At 70.8% G+C, this 15,966-nt stretch carries 14 protein-coding genes; all 14 read right to left on the bottom strand.

Going from position 1 to position 15,966, the window contains the following annotated elements:
* Positions 1–3 precede the first annotated feature (3 nt).
* The 14 genes from hpnH to WJM95_RS28265 all read right to left on the bottom strand — a co-directional run bounded on the left by hpnH (position 4) and on the right by WJM95_RS28265 (position 15,783).
* Positions 4–1,026 carry an adenosyl-hopene transferase HpnH gene (gene hpnH, locus WJM95_RS28330; RefSeq protein WP_339132779.1) on the bottom strand — a complete coding sequence of 341 codons (1,023 nt, stop codon included), beginning with the start codon at positions 1,024–1,026 and terminating at the stop codon, positions 4–6.
* A 5-nt stretch (positions 1,027–1,031) separates the two neighbouring features.
* On the bottom strand, positions 1,032–1,673 hold the full coding sequence (locus tag WJM95_RS28325; protein ID WP_339132777.1) for a 1-hydroxy-2-methyl-2-butenyl 4-diphosphate reductase: 642 nt from the start codon (positions 1,671–1,673) through the stop codon (positions 1,032–1,034).
* Positions 1,673–3,676 carry a squalene--hopene cyclase gene (gene shc, locus WJM95_RS28320; RefSeq protein WP_339132775.1) on the bottom strand — a complete coding sequence of 668 codons (2,004 nt, stop codon included), beginning with the start codon at positions 3,674–3,676 and terminating at the stop codon, positions 1,673–1,675. Before shc ends, WJM95_RS28325 begins: the two co-directional genes overlap by 1 nt.
* A gap of 152 nt (positions 3,677–3,828) precedes the next feature.
* The gene (locus WJM95_RS28315) at positions 3,829–4,959 is read right to left on the bottom strand and encodes a polyprenyl synthetase family protein (protein WP_339132773.1); all 1,131 of its coding nucleotides are present in this window, start codon (positions 4,957–4,959) and stop codon (positions 3,829–3,831) included.
* On the bottom strand, positions 4,956–6,362 hold the full coding sequence (gene hpnE / locus WJM95_RS28310) for a hydroxysqualene dehydroxylase HpnE (RefSeq protein WP_339132771.1): 1,407 nt from the start codon (positions 6,360–6,362) through the stop codon (positions 4,956–4,958). Before hpnE ends, WJM95_RS28315 begins: the two co-directional genes overlap by 4 nt.
* Positions 6,363–6,514: 152 nt before the next feature.
* Entirely contained in the window at positions 6,515–7,465 is a 951-nt protein-coding gene (hpnD, locus tag WJM95_RS28305; RefSeq protein WP_339132769.1) for a presqualene diphosphate synthase HpnD, read from the bottom strand.
* Positions 7,462–8,364 (bottom strand): squalene synthase HpnC, encoded by a 903-nt coding sequence (gene hpnC, locus WJM95_RS28300; RefSeq protein ID WP_339132767.1) that lies wholly within the window; start codon positions 8,362–8,364, stop codon positions 7,462–7,464. Before hpnC ends, hpnD begins: the two co-directional genes overlap by 4 nt.
* Before the next feature lie 358 nt (positions 8,365–8,722).
* Positions 8,723–9,502 carry an ABC transporter ATP-binding protein gene (locus tag WJM95_RS28295; protein WP_339132765.1) on the bottom strand — a complete coding sequence of 260 codons (780 nt, stop codon included), beginning with the start codon at positions 9,500–9,502 and terminating at the stop codon, positions 8,723–8,725.
* Entirely contained in the window at positions 9,495–10,472 is a 978-nt protein-coding gene (locus WJM95_RS28290) for an ABC transporter permease (protein ID WP_339132763.1), read from the bottom strand. Before WJM95_RS28290 ends, WJM95_RS28295 begins: the two co-directional genes overlap by 8 nt.
* Positions 10,473–10,550: 78 nt before the next feature.
* Positions 10,551–11,396, bottom strand: coding sequence for a glycosyltransferase (locus tag WJM95_RS28285; protein WP_339135896.1), 846 nt, complete (start codon positions 11,394–11,396; stop codon positions 10,551–10,553).
* 35 nt (positions 11,397–11,431) lie between these two features.
* Entirely contained in the window at positions 11,432–12,211 is a 780-nt protein-coding gene (locus tag WJM95_RS28280) for a CDP-alcohol phosphatidyltransferase family protein (protein ID WP_339132761.1), read from the bottom strand.
* Entirely contained in the window at positions 12,189–13,250 is a 1,062-nt protein-coding gene (locus tag WJM95_RS28275) for an iron-containing alcohol dehydrogenase family protein (protein ID WP_339132759.1), read from the bottom strand. Before WJM95_RS28275 ends, WJM95_RS28280 begins: the two co-directional genes overlap by 23 nt.
* Complete coding sequence (locus WJM95_RS28270) at positions 13,238–13,990, bottom strand: phosphocholine cytidylyltransferase family protein (protein WP_339132757.1); 753 nt, start codon at positions 13,988–13,990, stop codon at positions 13,238–13,240. The genes WJM95_RS28275 and WJM95_RS28270 overlap by 13 nt, the downstream gene beginning before the upstream one ends.
* Positions 13,987–15,783, bottom strand: coding sequence for a DUF5941 domain-containing protein (locus WJM95_RS28265; protein ID WP_339135894.1), 1,797 nt, complete (start codon positions 15,781–15,783; stop codon positions 13,987–13,989). Before WJM95_RS28265 ends, WJM95_RS28270 begins: the two co-directional genes overlap by 4 nt.
* Positions 15,784–15,966: the final 183 nt, after the last annotated feature.

Below are 15,966 nucleotides of genomic sequence, written 5' to 3'. Positions count from 1 at the left end.
GGGTCACCCGCGGCTTTCCGTGAAGGTCTCGCGGGCGGCCCGGATGGATTCCTTGAGCGAGCCCATGGTGGCGAGGACCGCGGTCGGCTCGTAGCCGCAGTGCGCCATGCAGTTCGCGCACCGGTCGTCCTTGCCGCGGCCGTAGGAGTCCCAGTCGGTCTCCTCCAGGAGCTGCCTGTACGTCTGCACGTACCCGTCGCTCATCAGGTAGCAGGGTCGCTGCCAGCCGAAGAGCGAGTAGCTCGGGATCGCCCACGCGGTGCACGGGAAGTCGACCTTGCCCTCCAGGAAGTCCAGGAAGAGCGGGCTCTGGTTGAGCCTCCAGCGGCGCCGGTTGCCGCCCGCGAAGGCCTTCTTGAACAGTTCCCGGGTCTGCTGGACGCCGAGGAAGTGCTCCTGGTCGGGGGCCTTCTCGTAGGCGTAGGCGGGCGAGAGCATCATCTCGTCGACCTTGAGGTCGTCGTTGAGGTAGTTCAGCACCTCGATGACGGTCTGCGGGGTGTCGGTGTTGAAGAAGGTCGAGTTCGTGGTGACCCGGAAGCCGCGCCGCTTGGCCTCCTTGATCGCCTCGACGGCCTCGTCGAAGACGCCCTCCTTGGCCACGGACTCGTCGTGCCGCTCGCGCAGCCCGTCGATGTGCACGGCCCACGCGAAGTACGGCGAGGGCTTGAACTTGTCCATCTTCTTGCGCATCAGCATCGCGTTGGTGCACAGGAACACGAACTTCTTCTTCGCCACCAACTGTCGGACGATCTCGTCGATCTGAGGGTGCATCAGCGGCTCGCCGCCGGCGATGGACACCATCGGCGCGCCGGATTCGAGGACGGCGCCCACCGCCTGGGCCACCGGCATGCGTTGCTTGAGCACACCGGCGGGGTGCTGGATCTTGCCGCAGCCCTCGCACGCGAGGTTGCACGCGAAGAGCGGCTCCAGTTCGACGAGCAGGGCGAACTTGTCCCGCTTCCGGAGCTTCTGTTCAAACAGGTATGCAGCGACCTTCATGGACTGCCGAAGCGGCATGGCCATACGGCTCACCTCCGAGGGAGCGACAAAGAACGGTGCCATTCGAAAAAAGCGGGAAGCACGGCACGAAGAACGCGGAAGGCTGATATTCCACCGCGGAACGTGCCGATTCGGACGAGTTCATGTTCCGGAGCATCCACGACCACCCGGACGGCCGCAACGGGACGGGTGCCCGAGCGGACGGCGCCGAGCAGCGTGGCCGCCGATTCCATGTCGACGGCGATGGCCCCGGTGGCGAGCAGATCGGAGCGCTCGTGACCGCGGACCACGTGGTCGGAGCCGGTGAGCGGCCCGGTGTGGACGGTGCGCCCGGGCACGGCGCGGGCCAGTTCCTTGACCAGCAGGTCGGTGCCCACGCACGGCGTGGTGCCGCCCGGGTCCCGGGTCTCCTCGGCGACGACCAGGTCGCCGGGGTGCATGCCAGGGGCGAGCCCCGCGCAGAACCCGGTGGCCAGCACGGACGCCGTGGCCAGGACCGGGTCGGCGAGCACCCGGGTGACGGACCGGTCGGCGGCCCTGGGCCCCATGCCCGTACGCAGCACGGTGACCGGCCCGCCGGCGCCGCTCCGGTCGCCGCTGCGCAGGGCGAGGTGCTCGATGCCGAGCGCGCAGGCGATCAGGAGCGGGTCCGGGGCGGGCAGCCTGTCCATCAGCCCCCCTCGGTCGCGGAGAACGGGTCGCCGTGGACGTAGCGGCCCAGCGCGGTGAGCGGGAAGACCTGCCGGTAGAGGTGGTAGTTGATCGAGAAGTCCCACGGGAAGCCGGTCCCCGTGAAGTACGGCTCGTCCCAGGTGCCGTCCGGCAGCTGGGTCTCCGTGAGCCAGAGGACCCCGCGCTCGGTGGCCTTGGAGTCGCGTTCCCCGGCGGCCAGCAGGGCGAGCAGTGCCCAGCCGGTCTGGGAGGCGGTCGAGGCGCCGCGTCCGCTCCAGCCGGCGTTGTCGTCGTAGGAGCGCAGGTCCTCGCCCCAGCCGCCGTCGTCGTTCTGCACCGTCTCCAGCCAGGCGACCGCCCGGCGGATCGCCGGGTGCGATCCCGGCAGTCCCGCCGCGACCAGGGCCGGGACCACCGACCCCGTGCCGTAGACGTAGTTGACGCCCCAGCGGCCGAACCAGGAGCCGTTGGGCTCCTGGTGGGACAGGAGCCACCGGATGCCCCGGCGGGTGCGCGGGTCCTGGGTGAGCCCCTCGACCGCCAGCATCTCCACCACGTGCGCGGTGACGTCCGCGGAGGGCGGGTCGATCACCTCCCCGAAGTCGCAGAACGGCAGCCGGTTGGGGAAGGCGCTGGTGTTGTCGACGTCGAACGCGCCCCAGCCGCCGTCCTTGGACTGCATGCCGAGATTCCAGCGGACCCCGCGTCCGATGGCGTTCTCGACGCGGTCCGGGTCGTGATGCCGGACGCGGCGCAGTGCGAGGACGACCTCCGCGGTGTCGTCGATGTCGGGGTAGTTGTCGTTGTGGAACTCGAACGCCCAGCCTCCCGGCGGGAGTTGGGGGCGCTTGACGGACCAGTCGCCGGGCCGGACGATCTCCTCGCCGAGCATCCAGTCCACGGCCTTGACGAGTTGAGGGTGATCGGCGGGCACTCCCGCGTCGGCCAGGGCGATGGTGGCGAGGCAGGTGTCCCACACCGGCGACTGACAGGCCTCGATCATCCGCGCGCCGTCGTCACGCCACACGGCGAAACGGTTTAGCGAGGCCAGCCCCTCACGCATCACCGGGTGTTCGAGGTCGTAGCCGAGCAGATGCAGCGCGATGACCGAGTAGACGGCGGGCGGCTGGATGCCGCCCCAGCAGCCGTCGTTCTCCTGGCGCTCGATGATCCAGCGGCCGGCCGTTTTCATCGCCGCTCTGCGCAGCGCGCGCGGTGCGACCCTGCGGTACTGGTGCAGGGCCCTGTCCAGGCGCTGGAAGGCGCCGTCCCAACTGGTCACCCGGGCAAGGGGTCTGAGCGGATTGGGGTCACGGGCGTCGGTGTGCAGTTCGTCCAGCGGGAACGGCGCGGGCCGCACCGGACGCTTCGCCGAGACGATGGTGAGCGGCACGATGGTCTGCCGCGCCCAGCACCCGAAGTCGTAGATGTTCAGCGGCATCCACTTGGGCAGGTAGATGAGCTCCGGCGGGAGTTCGGGCAGGTCGTCCCACTTCCACCAGCCGAAGAGGGCGAGCCAGATCCGGGTGAAGACACGGGCCGCGGCGATGCCGCCGCGCGCGCGGATCCACGCGGCCGCCTTCGCCATGTGGGCCTCGTCCGGGGCGTCCCCGGCGAGCCGCAGGGCGACGTACGCCTCGATGGTGGTGGAGAGCTCGCCGGGACCGCCGTAGAACGAGGCCCAGGTGCCGTCCTCGCGCTGCTCGCCGCGGATGAACAGCGCCGCGCCCCGGGTGGTCGGCTCGTCGCGGATGCCCAGGAACTGGCGGAGCAGCAGATCCTCGGCGTCCATGGTGACGTTCGTCTCCAGGTCGCCCTTCCACCAGCCCTCGGCGTCCTGCCGCGCGAGCAGGAGGTCCGTGGCGCGCTCCATGGCGCGCGTCGCGGCGTCTCGGGTCTCGACTGTCCCGGCCGCCTCGGGAGTCGTCTCGCGTACGGTCTCGTTGGCCGAGGCAGCGCGGGGAGGAAGTGCCCCGGTGCTTCCGTCGGTCGTCGCTGTCATGGCTTCCCCTTCGTGCAGTGGTGTGTCTCTGCTGTGGGTCCGCCGTCGGCCGGTGCGTTCGTTCGGATGGATATCCCCCCGCTCGAACGAGGTTCGACGCTTGGGGAAGGCACCGGCCGGCGACTACGCGAGGTTTATTCGACCGATGACGATCATCTCTTCCGTACGACGACGAAGTCGGCCAGCGCCACGAGCTGGGCGCGTACCTGTTCGGGCATCGGTACGGCGTCCAGCGCCTCCAGGGCGATCGCGTGCTGGCGGCGTGCCTCCTGGGCGGTCCACTCGCGGCCGCCCGCCTCCTCGATGAGCGCGGCGCGCGCGGCGAACTCCTCCTCGGAGAAGTTCTCGAAGTCGCTGGCCTTGGCGTCCTCGGCGAGCAGGTCGCCGAGCCGCTCGGAGGCCGGGCCGCCCGCGGCGAGCGCGGCCACGACCGGCAGGGACTTCTTGCGCTGGCGCAGATCGCTCCAGGTCTGCTTCCCGGTGGCCTCCGGGTCGCCCCAGATGCCGAGCAGGTCGTCGACGGCCTGGAAGGCGAGGCCGAGGTGGTAGCCGTAGCGCTCCAGCGTGTCGGCGGTGAGGTCGTCGGCGCCGCCGAGGACCGCGCCGATGGAGCAGGCGCAGGCGAGCAGGGCGCCGGTCTTGTTGCCCTCCATCTCCAGGCACTCCTCGACGCTGACGCGGTCGCGGTGCTCGTAGGAGATGTCCTGGGCCTGGCCGTCGATCAGGGCCCGGGTGGCGGTGGTCAGGCGGCGGGTGGCCCGGCCGGCCTCGACGGTGCCGAGTTCGAGGAGGACCTCGTTGGCCAGCGCGAACAGGGCGTCGCCGACCAGGATCGCCTGGGCGGGGCCGTGCACCTTCCAGACGGTGTCGCGGTGGCGGCGCTGCTCGTCGCCGTCCATCAGGTCGTCGTGCAGCAGCGAGAAGTTGTGCACCAGTTCGACGGCGACCGCTCCGGGGACGCCCACCTCGGGGGAGGCACCGGCGGCCTGCGCCGAGAGCACGGCGAGCGCGGGCCGCACCGCCTTGCCTCCGTCGCCGTCCGCGGGGTTGCCCTCGGCGTCGATCCAGCCGAAGTGGTAGGCGGCGACGGTGTCCATGGGCGGCGCCAGGCGGTCGACGGCCGCCTTGAGCACCGGTGTGGCCAGGGTCCGGCCGCGCTCCAGGAGCGCGGTCACGTCCACCGCGTCGGCAGCCGTTTCGGCCGGGGGCACAGTGGGCACAATCTCTCCTCTTGTTGCGGTACCGGGGGTGCGGGGACCTGCCAAGCTCCGGTCGAGCGTCATGCCGCCTCCTCGAAGAGTCCGAGGAGATGGTCGCGGGGCCGGCCCAGGGCGTGCAGCGCGGCGTCCGCCGCACCGACTCCACTGCGAACCGCACTCTCCATGGTCGCGGGCCACCCTGTGGCGGTCCACGCTCCGGCCAGGTACAGGCCGGGGGCCTTGGTACGGGCACCGGGCCGCAGCCGCCCGACGCCCGGGGCGGGGGCGAACGTCGCGGTTCGCTCCCGGGTCACGAAGAAGTCCTTCACCGCGGCGCCGCGCGCACCGGGCAGCAGCCGCTCCAGCTCCGGCAGATAGCGCTCCCGGAGCACGGCGACGGGCTCGTCGATCTCGTCCTGCGCGGCCGACTGCGACAGCGCCAGATACTGCCCGTCCTTGAGTCCGGAGGCCTCGGTGCGGTCGAAGACCCACTGCACCGGGGAGCCGAGGGCCGCGAAGAACGGGGCGGTGAGGACCTGGCGGTCGTAGACGACGTGGATGTTGAGGATCGGCGCGGTGCCGATGTCCAGAAGCCGCTCGGGGGCGTCGAGCGCCCCTTCGGGCAGCAGGTCGTGGGCCTCGCGCTGGGGTACGGCGAGCACGACGGTGTCGGCCTCGATGCGCTCGCCGGGAACCTGAACGCTCCAGCGTCCGTTCCCGTAAGGGGAGACGGAGGTGACGCGTGTACGGATCTCGGTGCGTACGCCCGCGGAGTCGAGCGCCTTGCGGGCCAGAGTGTCGTGCAGTTCGCCCAGCGGGACGCGTGCCCAGCCGATGTCGGCCGCGCCCGGGTCGGACAGCAGACCTGTCTTGAACACCATCGCGGCGAGCCCGAGCGAGGAGTCCTGGGCCACCGCGTTGAGGGTGGCGACCCCCACGAGGTCCCACAGTGCCTCGACGGCACGGCGTGACTGGCCGTGCGCGGCGAGCCAGTCGCCGAAGTTCTGCGTGTCGAGTGCCGGATCGGTGAGATCAAGGCCCTTGAGCGCGAGCGCGGCACGGCCCACCCCGGCGCGTTCGGCGAGCGAGAGGTGCTGGTACGTGGCGAGGCTGCGTGCCAGGTGCAGCGGCACGGGCAGCGCGTCGCGGCCGATCCTTCCGAGCCGTCGTCCCGGCGGTGCGTCCAGATCGAGAACGGGCACGTCGAGACGATCCTGCACGGGCGCGAGCGCGGTCGCGTCGACGCGGTCGAGGAACCAGCGGTAGGCGGTGCAGCAGCGCAGGAAGACGTGCTGTCCGTTGTCCACGGTGAGGTCGCCGCGCTGGAAGGAGAAGGCGAGACCGCCGAGGCGCGGCCTGCCTTCGAGCAGGGTGACCCGGACCCCCGCGTCGGCCAGTGCGAGCGCGGCGGTGACGCCGGCGAGACCCCCGCCGATCACCACGGCGGTGGCCCGGCCGGACGTGTCCGTGGACTCGTCCTCGCTCATCGCGCACCCTCCCCTGCGGCATCCCCGTGATGGTTGAACGATTCACGGCAGGCCGTCGCAGTCAGGGACGCCACCGGGCTCCGGAGGGTTGCCTGCCGTTTTTCGTCGGCCGTATCACCTTGGACCATTTCATCCATCAAACACGCGTCCATTCAGACACGCCTCCGGACCGTACGGCGGGAGACGTGCCGGGCGTCGAGACCGGAGAGGCCGCGCACCGCGACGTACGCCTTCTCGCGTCCCGGCAGGGACACCCGGCCGCGCAGGACGGCCTCCGGCTCGCGCTCGATGCGGTCGAGCAGGCGCCGGTAGATCCCCGCCATGGCCGCGACACAGGCGCCGCTGCGCCGGTCCAGCATGGGCAGCAGGCGGTAGCCCTCCGCGAACAGGGCGCGTGCCCGGCGCACCTCGAAGTGCACGAGGCCCGCGAAGTCGGAGCCCGGCGGCGGGGTCGGCCCGTCGAACCCGGCCGAGCAGCCGAACTTGGCCAGGTCGTCGGCGGGCAGGTAGGTGCGCCCGCCCTCGGCGTCCTCCCGGACGTCCCGCAGGATGTTGGTGAGCTGGAGCGCGAGCCCGAGCGTGTCGGCGTACTCCGGCGCGCGCTCGATGCCGCGCGCCCCCGGTTCGGTGCCGAAGACCCCGAGCGAGAGCCGCCCGATCGCTCCCGCCACGCACCGGCAGTAGACCTTCAGGTCGTCCCAGGTCTCGTACGTCTCACCGCGTACGTCCATCAGCACGCCGTCGATGAGCTCGTCCAGGCCCCCGAGGGGCACCGGGAAGTACTCGGCGGTGTGGCTGAGGGCGACCGCGACCGGGTCGGTGTCGTCCTCGGCGACGTCGCCCGCGCGGACCCGGGCGAGCAGCGCCCGTGTCTCCTCCAGGCGCACCGCCTTCACGTCCGGCGCCAGCGTGCCGTCGCCGATGTCGTCCACGCGCCGGGAGAACGCGTAGAGCGCCGACATCGCACGGCGCTTGGACGTCGGCAGCAGCCTGATGCCGTACGCGAAATTACGTGCCTGCTGACCGGTCACCGCCTCGCAGTAGCTGTACGCGGCGAGTACCGGTGCGGACACGTGCTGTTCCGACTCCACGGTCCGGATCACCCCTCTCCTCGCAGAGTCACTCCCACCTCGCGCAGCAGCTGGAGCTTGCCGGGCTTGGGCGGGCCGGGTAGTACGTCGTATTCGGCGGCCGCGATCGCGCGGACCGCCGCCTTTCCCCCCGCCACGAACCCCGCGAGCAGCAGTTTCAGCCTGCCGTGGACGCTACCCACGAGGGGGGTGCCTTCATTCAGGAGGTTCAAAGCGCGTTCTGCTTCGTATGCAACCAGTGCTCGCACCGATGCGCCTGCTGTGGGGACGGCGAGATCGGATTCGGCGACGTGGAAGCGTTTCATGTCCTCGGCGGGCAGGTACACGCGGTCGCGGCCCAGGTCTTCGGCCACGTCTTGGAGGTGCTCGACGATCTGGAGCCCCGTGCACACCGCGTCGGAGCGGCGGACCCGCTCGGGCGTGGACGTTCCGGTGACGGAGAGGACCAGGCGGCCGACGGGGTTCGCGGAGAGTTCACAGTAGGCGAGCAGATCGTCGTAGGTCTCGTACCGCGTGACGAGCTGGTCCTGGCGGTTGGCCGCGATCAGCCCGAGAAAGGGCTCGGGGGTCAGATCGGCGCGGCGGACCGTGGGCAGGAGCCGGCGCAGCAGCGGGTGCCGCGGGGCCGAGTCGAACACCCGGTGAAGATCGGCTTCGAGCGCGTCGAGGAGGACCAGACGGTCGTCGGCGTCCGTGTCGGACACGCCAAGGAGCCGGGCGTCGGCGCCGCCGGGGGCGAGGTCGCCGTCACCGATGTCGTCCACGAGACGGGCGAAGCCGTACACGGCCATCAGGTCGTCGCGCCAGGCCCTGGGCAGGAAGAACGGGGCCACGGGAAAGTTCTCGTCCGCGGCTTTGTCGAGGGTGCCGCGCACCGGATCACCGGTGCGGGCCGTCCCGGCTTCGATCACCGCTCGCCGCCCGGCGCGGGGACGGCACACGCATCGCGGAGCTGGAGAGTCACCGTAGCCATTGCCGTCACATCTCCCGTTCTACACTGCCGACCCAACCCTGCCCATTTCGGACACGCCGCCCGGATATCCGCTCGGCGTGACGGTGCCGGGTGTCGCGTATTATCGCCCCACTTGACGCGTTTCAGCACCGGTACAGCTTACGTTGTACAACGCGGCACACTCCGCCGGGGTGTCCTGCACATCACAACAACACACCGATTGGCGTCAAGATTCCCCACGCCGACGGGAGTTGGCGTTTCCGTCGCAGACGCAGGGCCCCGCCGGAGAGTTCCGGCGGGGCCCTGGTCGAAACGGGCTACTTGCCCGTGAACTTCTCGTACTCCTTGAGGACGTCCTCGGTCGGGCCGTCCATGCGCAGTTCACCGCGCTCCAGCCACAGCACGCGGTCGCAGGTGTCGCGGATCGACTTGTTGTTGTGGCTGACCAGGAACACCGTGCCCGCGCTCTTGCGCAGCTCGCGGATGCGCTCCTCGGAGCGCCGCTGGAAGGAGCGGTCACCCGTGGCGAGGGCCTCGTCGATCATCAGGACGTCGTGGTCCTTGGCCGCCGCGATGGAGAACCGCAGCCGCGCCGCCATGCCGGAGGAGTAGGTCCGCATCGGCAGGGTGATGAAGTCGCCCTTCTCGTTGATGCCCGAGAAGTCGACGATCTCCTGATAGCGCTCCTTGATCTGCTCGCGGGACATGCCCATGGCGAGGCCGCCCAGGATGACGTTCCGCTCGCCCGTCAGGTCGTTCATCAGGGCCGCGTTCACGCCGAGCAGCGAGGGCTGGCCGTCGGTGTAGACCTTGCCCTTCTCCGCGGGGAGCAGGCCGGCGATGGCGCGCAGGAGCGTGGACTTGCCGGAGCCGTTCGAGCCGATCAGACCGATGGCCTCGCCGCGGTAGGCGGTGAAGGAGACGCCCTTCACGGCGTGCACCTTGCGCACACCGCGTTCCTCGCCGCGCTTGAGGATGCGGCTGAGGGCCGCGGTGGCGCTGCCCTTGCCGGTCTTGGCGCCGTTCACGCGGTAGACGATGTGCAGTTCGTCCGCGATGACGGTCGGGATGTGCGACGTCTTCTCGAGCTCAGCCACGGCCGTACCTCTCCTCAGCCTTCCAGAAGTAGACGAAACCGCCGACGACCGTGACCACGGCCCAGAAGACGGCGATGGCCCACACGTGCGGGGGCAGGCTGGAGGCGCCGTACCCGTCGATGAGCGCGAAACGCATCAGGTCCATGTAGACCGCGGCCGGGTTCGCCTGGAGGACCCGGGCGATCCACTCGGGGCGGCCGGCGAGCATGGCGCTGATGGAGAACATGACACCGGATGCGTACATCCAGGTGCGCAGGATGAACGGCATCAGCTGGGCGAGGTCGGGCGTCTTGCTGCCCATCCGCGCCACGATCAGCGCGAGGCCGGTGTTGAACAGGAACTGGAGGAACAGCACCGGGATGATCAGCAGCCAGGACAGGCCCGGATAGCTGCCGAACCCGATCGCCACGACGAACAGCACGATCATCGAGAAGAGCAGCTGCTGGAGCTGCTGGAGGGCGAACGAGACGGGCAGCGAGGCACGCGGGAAGTGCAGCGCGCGCACCAGTCCCAGGTTGCCCGAGATCGCCCGGACGCCCGCCATGACCGAGCTCTGCGTGAAGGTGAAGACGAAGACGCCGGTCACCAGGAACGGGATGTACACGTCGTGCGACATGCCCCGGTCGGCCTTCAGGATCAGGCCGAAGATGAAGTAGTAGACGGCCGCGTTGAGCAGCGGGGTCGCCACCTGCCACAGCTGGCCGAGCTTGGCCTGGCTGTACTGGGCGGTGAGCTTGGCCTGCGAGAAGGCGAGGATGAAGTGCCGCCGGCCCCACAGCTGACGGACGTACGCCACCAGTCCGGGACGTGCGCCGCTGACCGCGAGGCCGTACCTGGCGGCGAGGTCGGCCGCGGACAGCCCGTCGTCGGGCGAGGGTCGGTCGCTCACCGCGATGCCGCCGTCATGCGTCGTACTCACAAGGGGAAACTTTCGTCTTCGAGAGGCGCACGGCCGGCCGGGCACCGGCATGAGCCGGGGCCGGGTTGTGCCCGGGTGCTCTCAGGATCGAGCTTGTCAGATGACCGGGGGACGGCCCAGTCGGGCTTGTCAGATGACGGGAGGCCGGCCCAGCCGGGTCAGCCGCCACACCGTGCGCCATTTCATGGGGCGCCTCGGTCCGCAGGGACTCCTCCAGCCTTCCCCGAATCCGCCGAACCACGCGCGCAGCGCGGCCCGCGAGGGGCGGCGCAGCAGGGTCAGGAGCATCCAGACGCCCAGGTAGACCGGTACGAGGGGTGCGGGAAGGTTCCGGCGCGCCAGCCACACCCGGTTGCGGGCCACCATCCGGTGGTAGACCGCGTGCCGCGAGGGAGCGGTCGTCGGGTGGTGGAGCACCATGTCGGAGCGGTAGTCGATCATCCAGCCGGCGTCGAGGGCCCGCCAGGCCAGGTCGGTCTCCTCATGGGCGTAGAAGAAGGCGTCCGGGAGCCCGCCGACCTCGGCGAGGACCTTCGTACGGACCGCGTTGGCGCCGCCGAGGAACGTGGTGACGCGCGAGGACCGCATCGGGTCGGCGGCGCGCAGCCTCGGGACGTGGCGGCGCTGGGTCTCGCCGGTCTCGGGGTCGGCGATGCGGAAGCTGATGATGCCGAGCTCGGAGTCGTCGGCGAAGGCCCGGCGGCACAGCTCGGCCGTGTCGTGGCGGGCCAGCAGACCGTCGTCGTCCAGGAAGAGCAGGACGTCCACGTCGGTGCCGCCGGGGCCGAAGGCCTCGATGCCCACGTTGCGGCCGCCGGGGATGCCGAGGTTCTCGGGCAGCTCGACCGTCCGGACGCCCGCGGGGACGTCCGGGACGGGTGAGCCGTTGCCGACGACGACCACCTCGACGCGGTCGCCGTCCTGCTTGGCGACGGAGTCGAGCAGGGCCCTGAGCTCGTCGGGGCGGTTGCCCATGGTGATGATCACCGCGCCGACCTTCGTGGCCGTACTCACTTGAGCCTGCTCGAAGCGAGGATGGACACCAGGTGCAGCACGGTCTGGAGGAGCGCGATGCCGGCGAGCACGGCGGTGCCGAGCCGGGTGAAGAACAGGTCGCCCCTGATCTGGTCCGCGACGGCGAGGAGCAGGATGAGCAGGGACGCCTCGATGCCGAGGATCAGCCGGTGGAACTTGAGCGCCGCGGCGGCCCTGCGGGCCAGCGCCACGCCCGACGAGCGGGGCTCGGACGCGGCTTCCTTGACCGGCGGCAGCCCGCCCTGGTGACGGGCGACGCCGACGAGGTCGGTCTCCGCCTTGACCAGGATCGCGCCGAGCGCGGCCAGCGTGCCGAGGAAGGCCCACAGCCAGTCGACGCGCCCGCCGCCCCACAGGTCCGCGGCCCGCAGGCCGAGGCCGACGAGGACGGCCGCGTCGGTGAGATAGGCGCCGACACGGTCGAGATAGACCCCGCCGAGCGAGTACTGCTTCTTCCAGCGCGCTATCTCGCCGTCGACGCAGTCGAGCAGCAGATAGAGCTGGACCATCACCACGCCGAGCACCGCGCCCGCGATCCCCGGCACCAGCAGGGCCGGGGCCGCGAGCACGCCGCACAGGGTCATCAGGTACGTGAGCTGGTTGGGCGTGATCCTGGTGTTCACCAGGTAGCGGTCGCAGCGCAGCGAGATCTCTCGCATGTACAGGCGTCCCGCCCAGTGCTCACCGCTGCGCCGGTCCTTCACCCCCGGGGGATGAACGACGGGGCGGAGTTCAGCTACCGATGGCCTTGGCATAGTCGGAGTAGATGTCCTTGATCTGGTGGGTTTTCAGGTCGAGATGTTCGAGGATCGTGTAGCGGCCGGGCCGGGTCTGCGGAGCGAACTCCACGACCTCCACGAACTCCTCCACGGTGAAGCCGATCTCCTCGGGCAGCACCGGCAGTCCGTGCCGCCGCAGCACCTCGGCCATGAACGCCGCGTCCTCGTGGGCGCCGCGCAGGTACATCGCGAAGGCCGCGCCCAGGCCGCACTGCTCGCCGTGGCTCGCCGCCCGCTTGGGGAAGAGGAGGTCGAAGGCGTGGTTGATCTCGTGGCAGGAGCCGGAGGCCGGCCGGGAGTCGCCCGAGATCGACATCGCGACGCCGGTGAGGACCAGCGCCTCGGCGAGGACCTGGAGGAAGTCGTTGTCGCCGACGCCCCCGGGGTGCCGGAGCACGGCCTCGCCGGCCTGGCGCGCCATGGCGGCGGCCAGTCCGTCGATCTTCTCGCCCTTGACGCGGTTGGACAGTTCCCAGTCCGCGATCGCGTTGATGTTGGAGACCGCGTCCCCGATGCCCGCCCGGACGAACCGGACCGGTGCCTCACGGATCACGTCGAGGTCGATGACCACGGCGATCGGGTTGGGCACGCCGTAGGAGCCGCGGCCCGCGTCGTTGTCGAGGGTGGCGACCGGCGAGCACAGTCCGTCGTGCGCGAGGTTCGTGGGCACCGCGACCAGCGGCAGACCGACCCGCGCCGCGGCGAACTTGGCGCAGTCGATGATCTTTCCGCCGCCCAGGCCCACGACCGCGTCGTAGTGGCCGGCCCGCATGGCACCGGCCAGCCGGATGGCGTCGTCGAGCGTTCCGCCGCCGACCTCGTACCAGGTGGCGCCGGGCAGCGCCGGGGCGATCCGCTCGCGCAGGCGCGCGCCCGAGCCGCTGCTGACCGCGATGGCCAGCTTGCCCGAGTGCGAGATGCGCTCGTCGCTGAGCACGCTCGCCAGGTCGTCCAGGGCACCCGGACGGATGTCGACGACGACCGGCGAGGGGATGAGCCTCGTCAGTACTGGCACGCGATCTCACGTCCCTTGGCGAGGTCGTCGTGGTTGTCGATCTCGACCCACTTGACATCGCCGATCGGGGCCACGTCGATCCGGAAGCCGCGGTTGACGAGCTCCTGGTAGCCGTGCTCGTAGAACTGCTGCGGGTCCGTCTCCCAGACCGTCTTCAGGGCGTCGGCCAGCTCGTCGGCGGCGGCGCCCTCGATGAGGGTCACACCGATGTACTCGCCGGTGGCCTCGGACGGCTCCATGAGCTTGGTGATCTTCTGGACGCCCTTGTCGGGGTCCACGACGACCTTCATCTCCTCGTCGGCGAGCTTCTTCACCGTGTCGAGGGCGAGGATGATCTTCTTGCCGTCGCCGCGGGCGGCGAGCAGGGTGCGCTCGACGGAGACCGGGTGCACGGTGTCGCCGTTGGCGAGGATCACGCCGTCCTTGAGGGCGTCACGGCCGCACCACAGGGAGTAGGCGTTGTTCCACTCCTCGGCCTTGTCGTTGTCGATCAGGGTGATCCTGAGGCCGTACTTCTCCTCCAGGGCCGCCTTGCGGTCGTAGACCGCCTCCTTGCGGTAGCCGACGATGATGCCGACCTCGGTCAGACCGATCTCGGCGAAGTTGCCGAGGGTCAGGTCCAGGACCGTGAGGGAGTCCTCCTGGCCTGCGGGGCCCACCGGCACCAGAGCCTTCGGGAGGCTGTCGGTGTAGGGGCGCAGACGCCGGCCGGCGCCGGCCGCCAGCACGAGGCCGATCATGCGGGTTCTCCTTCATCGTGTACGGCGGGGGCCCCGGAGGACACCCAGAAGCGGATGCTCTCGGCGAGCACCAGCAGGGCGACGGCCACGGCGAGCGCCGTGAGCGCGACCTTGAACTGTGGGGCGGTGAGCAGCGCGGCGAGGACGGTGACCAGCAGCGTCCTGCCCTCGTGCCCGCCGATCGCCCGCACCAGCCAGTGCGGGGGGGCTGCGGCGTTTCCGCGAATGCGGTACACCGTGTCGTAGTGATGGTAGGCGACGGCGGCCACCAGGCCGAAAGCCGCCGGAAGCACTCCGTTCACGCCGGCGTCGACCGCCAGTGCCAGAACGGTGAGGTATTCGGCGGCGCGGAAGAACGGCGGGACCAGCCAGTCGAGGGGGCCCTTGAGGGGCCTGAGCAGGGCGGCCGGTGACAGCAGGACGTACACGAGGGCACCGAGCACGGGCAGCCAGCTGCCGTACGGGGCCAGTGCGGCGGATGTCACCACGACCGCGCCGGCGACGAGGGCGACGAGGGCCGGGGCGACGCGCGTGAGGCGGCCCGTGTAACGGGTCAGGTACTCGGCGAGCGGGCCGGAGTCGGTGAGGTCCACCAGTGCCTGCGCGGCACGGTCGGTGCGGCTGGCCCTGCGGGTGAGCGAGCGCAGCACCCGGCCCGCCGTGGTGTAGGTGGCCGCGAAGGCGCAGCCGGCGATCAGCGCGTAGAAGGTGATACGGGGGGTCGTCAGCGCCGTCAGGACGGCGATCATCGCCCATCGTTCGCCGATGGGCAGGACTATCATCCGGCGCACCCAGACCGTCCAGCCGACGCTGTCGAGCTTGTCGGACAGGGCTGCGGTGGGGCTGGTGTTGGCCGTGGCGTCGTGGTTCGCCTCGTTGAAGGAGAAGTCCACGACGTGCCGGCAGGTCTGGAGGATCATCGCGCCGAGCGCGAGCGCCCACACGTCGTCGCCGCCGCGGGCCGCGCCGAGCGCGAGTCCCGCGTAGTAGGCGTACTCCTTGGCACGGTCGAAGGTCGCGTCCAGCCAGGCGCCGAGCGTCGAGTACTGGAGGGAGTAGCGGGCGAGCTGTCCGTCCGTGCAGTCCAGCACGAAGGAGCACAGCAGCAGCAGACCGGCGGCGACGAAGCCGACGCGGGTGCCGGTGGCGGCGCAGCCCGCGGCGATCAGCGCGGTGATCAGCGACGCGGTGGTGACCTGGTTCGGGGTCAGGCCGCGGCGGGCGCACCAGCGGGCGATGTAGCGCGAATACGGGCTGATGCAGTACGTGGTGAAGAAGCCGTCGCGGGCCTTGACGGCGCTGCGGAGCCGTACGGCCTCGTCGTCCACGGCCAGGACGGCCTGCCGGACGCCGTTGCGCTCCTGCGGATCGGCGGGGACCTCGGCGACGAGGGTGCCGAGCTCGGGGCGGTGGACGCCGAGGTCGTCCGCCTCCAGGGCCTCGCCGAGGCGCTCGGGGAGGTTCTCCGGGGCCGCGCCGGTGTTGCCCGCGGCCACCGTCTCCCGGGTCAGGGCGCGGGCCAGCGCCCGCCGGGCCTCGGGCTGCACGGACACGGCTCCGGGAAGGGCCGAGGCCGCGAAGCGGGGGTCGGTCAGGCCGAGCCGCAGGGCGTGCACGTGCCCCACGAAGCGGGCGTCCACGACGGCGACGCGCTGGTTCGCCGGCACGGCGGCCAGCAGGGCCTCGGTCTCACCCGCGTCGGACGCAAGACGTACGTCGAAGCCGAGCGACCGCAGATCGCCTTCGAGCGACGATCCGGGGACCGGCTGGCCGGTGAGGATGGCGGTCGGCAGCGAACTCACTCCCTGGGTGCCGGCGCGACCTGGCGTCCGGCGTGTGCGTGATGGGAAGGACCCCGGCTCATGGCGGTGGCCCCGGCGGCATGTCGGCAGAGGCTATCGGATGAACGGAAGCGGGCGTTCACCAGCCGTTCACGGTCCGATCAGCCGATTTTGTCCGGCGGATGCCGCGGTCAT

The sequence above is a fragment of the Streptomyces sp. f51 genome (assembly GCF_037940415.1).
Taxonomy (GTDB): domain Bacteria; phylum Actinomycetota; class Actinomycetes; order Streptomycetales; family Streptomycetaceae; genus Streptomyces.
Note: the sequence above shows the minus strand (reverse complement) of the source record. Positions and strands in the feature narration are given on the sequence as shown.

Bases quoted from the DNA above. Each gene is read 5' to 3' on its own strand.
- hpnH (WP_339132779.1), bottom strand. From the start codon at position 1,026: ATGGCCATGCCGCTTCGGCAGTCCATGAAGGTCGCTGCATACCTGTTT.
- WJM95_RS28325 (WP_339132777.1), bottom strand. From the start codon at position 1,673: ATGGACAGGCTGCCCGCCCCGGACCCGCTCCTGATCGCCTGCGCGCTC.
- shc (WP_339132775.1), bottom strand. From the start codon at position 3,676: ATGACAGCGACGACCGACGGAAGCACCGGGGCACTTCCTCCCCGCGCT.
- WJM95_RS28315 (WP_339132773.1), bottom strand. From the start codon at position 4,959: ATGACGCTCGACCGGAGCTTGGCAGGTCCCCGCACCCCCGGTACCGCA.
- hpnE (WP_339132771.1), bottom strand. From the start codon at position 6,362: ATGAGCGAGGACGAGTCCACGGACACGTCCGGCCGGGCCACCGCCGTG.
- WJM95_RS28290 (WP_339132763.1), bottom strand. From the start codon at position 10,472: ATGCCGGTGCCCGGCCGGCCGTGCGCCTCTCGAAGACGAAAGTTTCCC.
- WJM95_RS28285 (WP_339135896.1), bottom strand. From the start codon at position 11,396: ATGGGCAACCGCCCCGACGAGCTCAGGGCCCTGCTCGACTCCGTCGCC.
- WJM95_RS28280 (WP_339132761.1), bottom strand. From the start codon at position 12,211: ATGCCAAGGCCATCGGTAGCTGAACTCCGCCCCGTCGTTCATCCCCCG.
- WJM95_RS28270 (WP_339132757.1), bottom strand. From the start codon at position 13,990: ATGATCGGCCTCGTGCTGGCGGCCGGCGCCGGCCGGCGTCTGCGCCCC.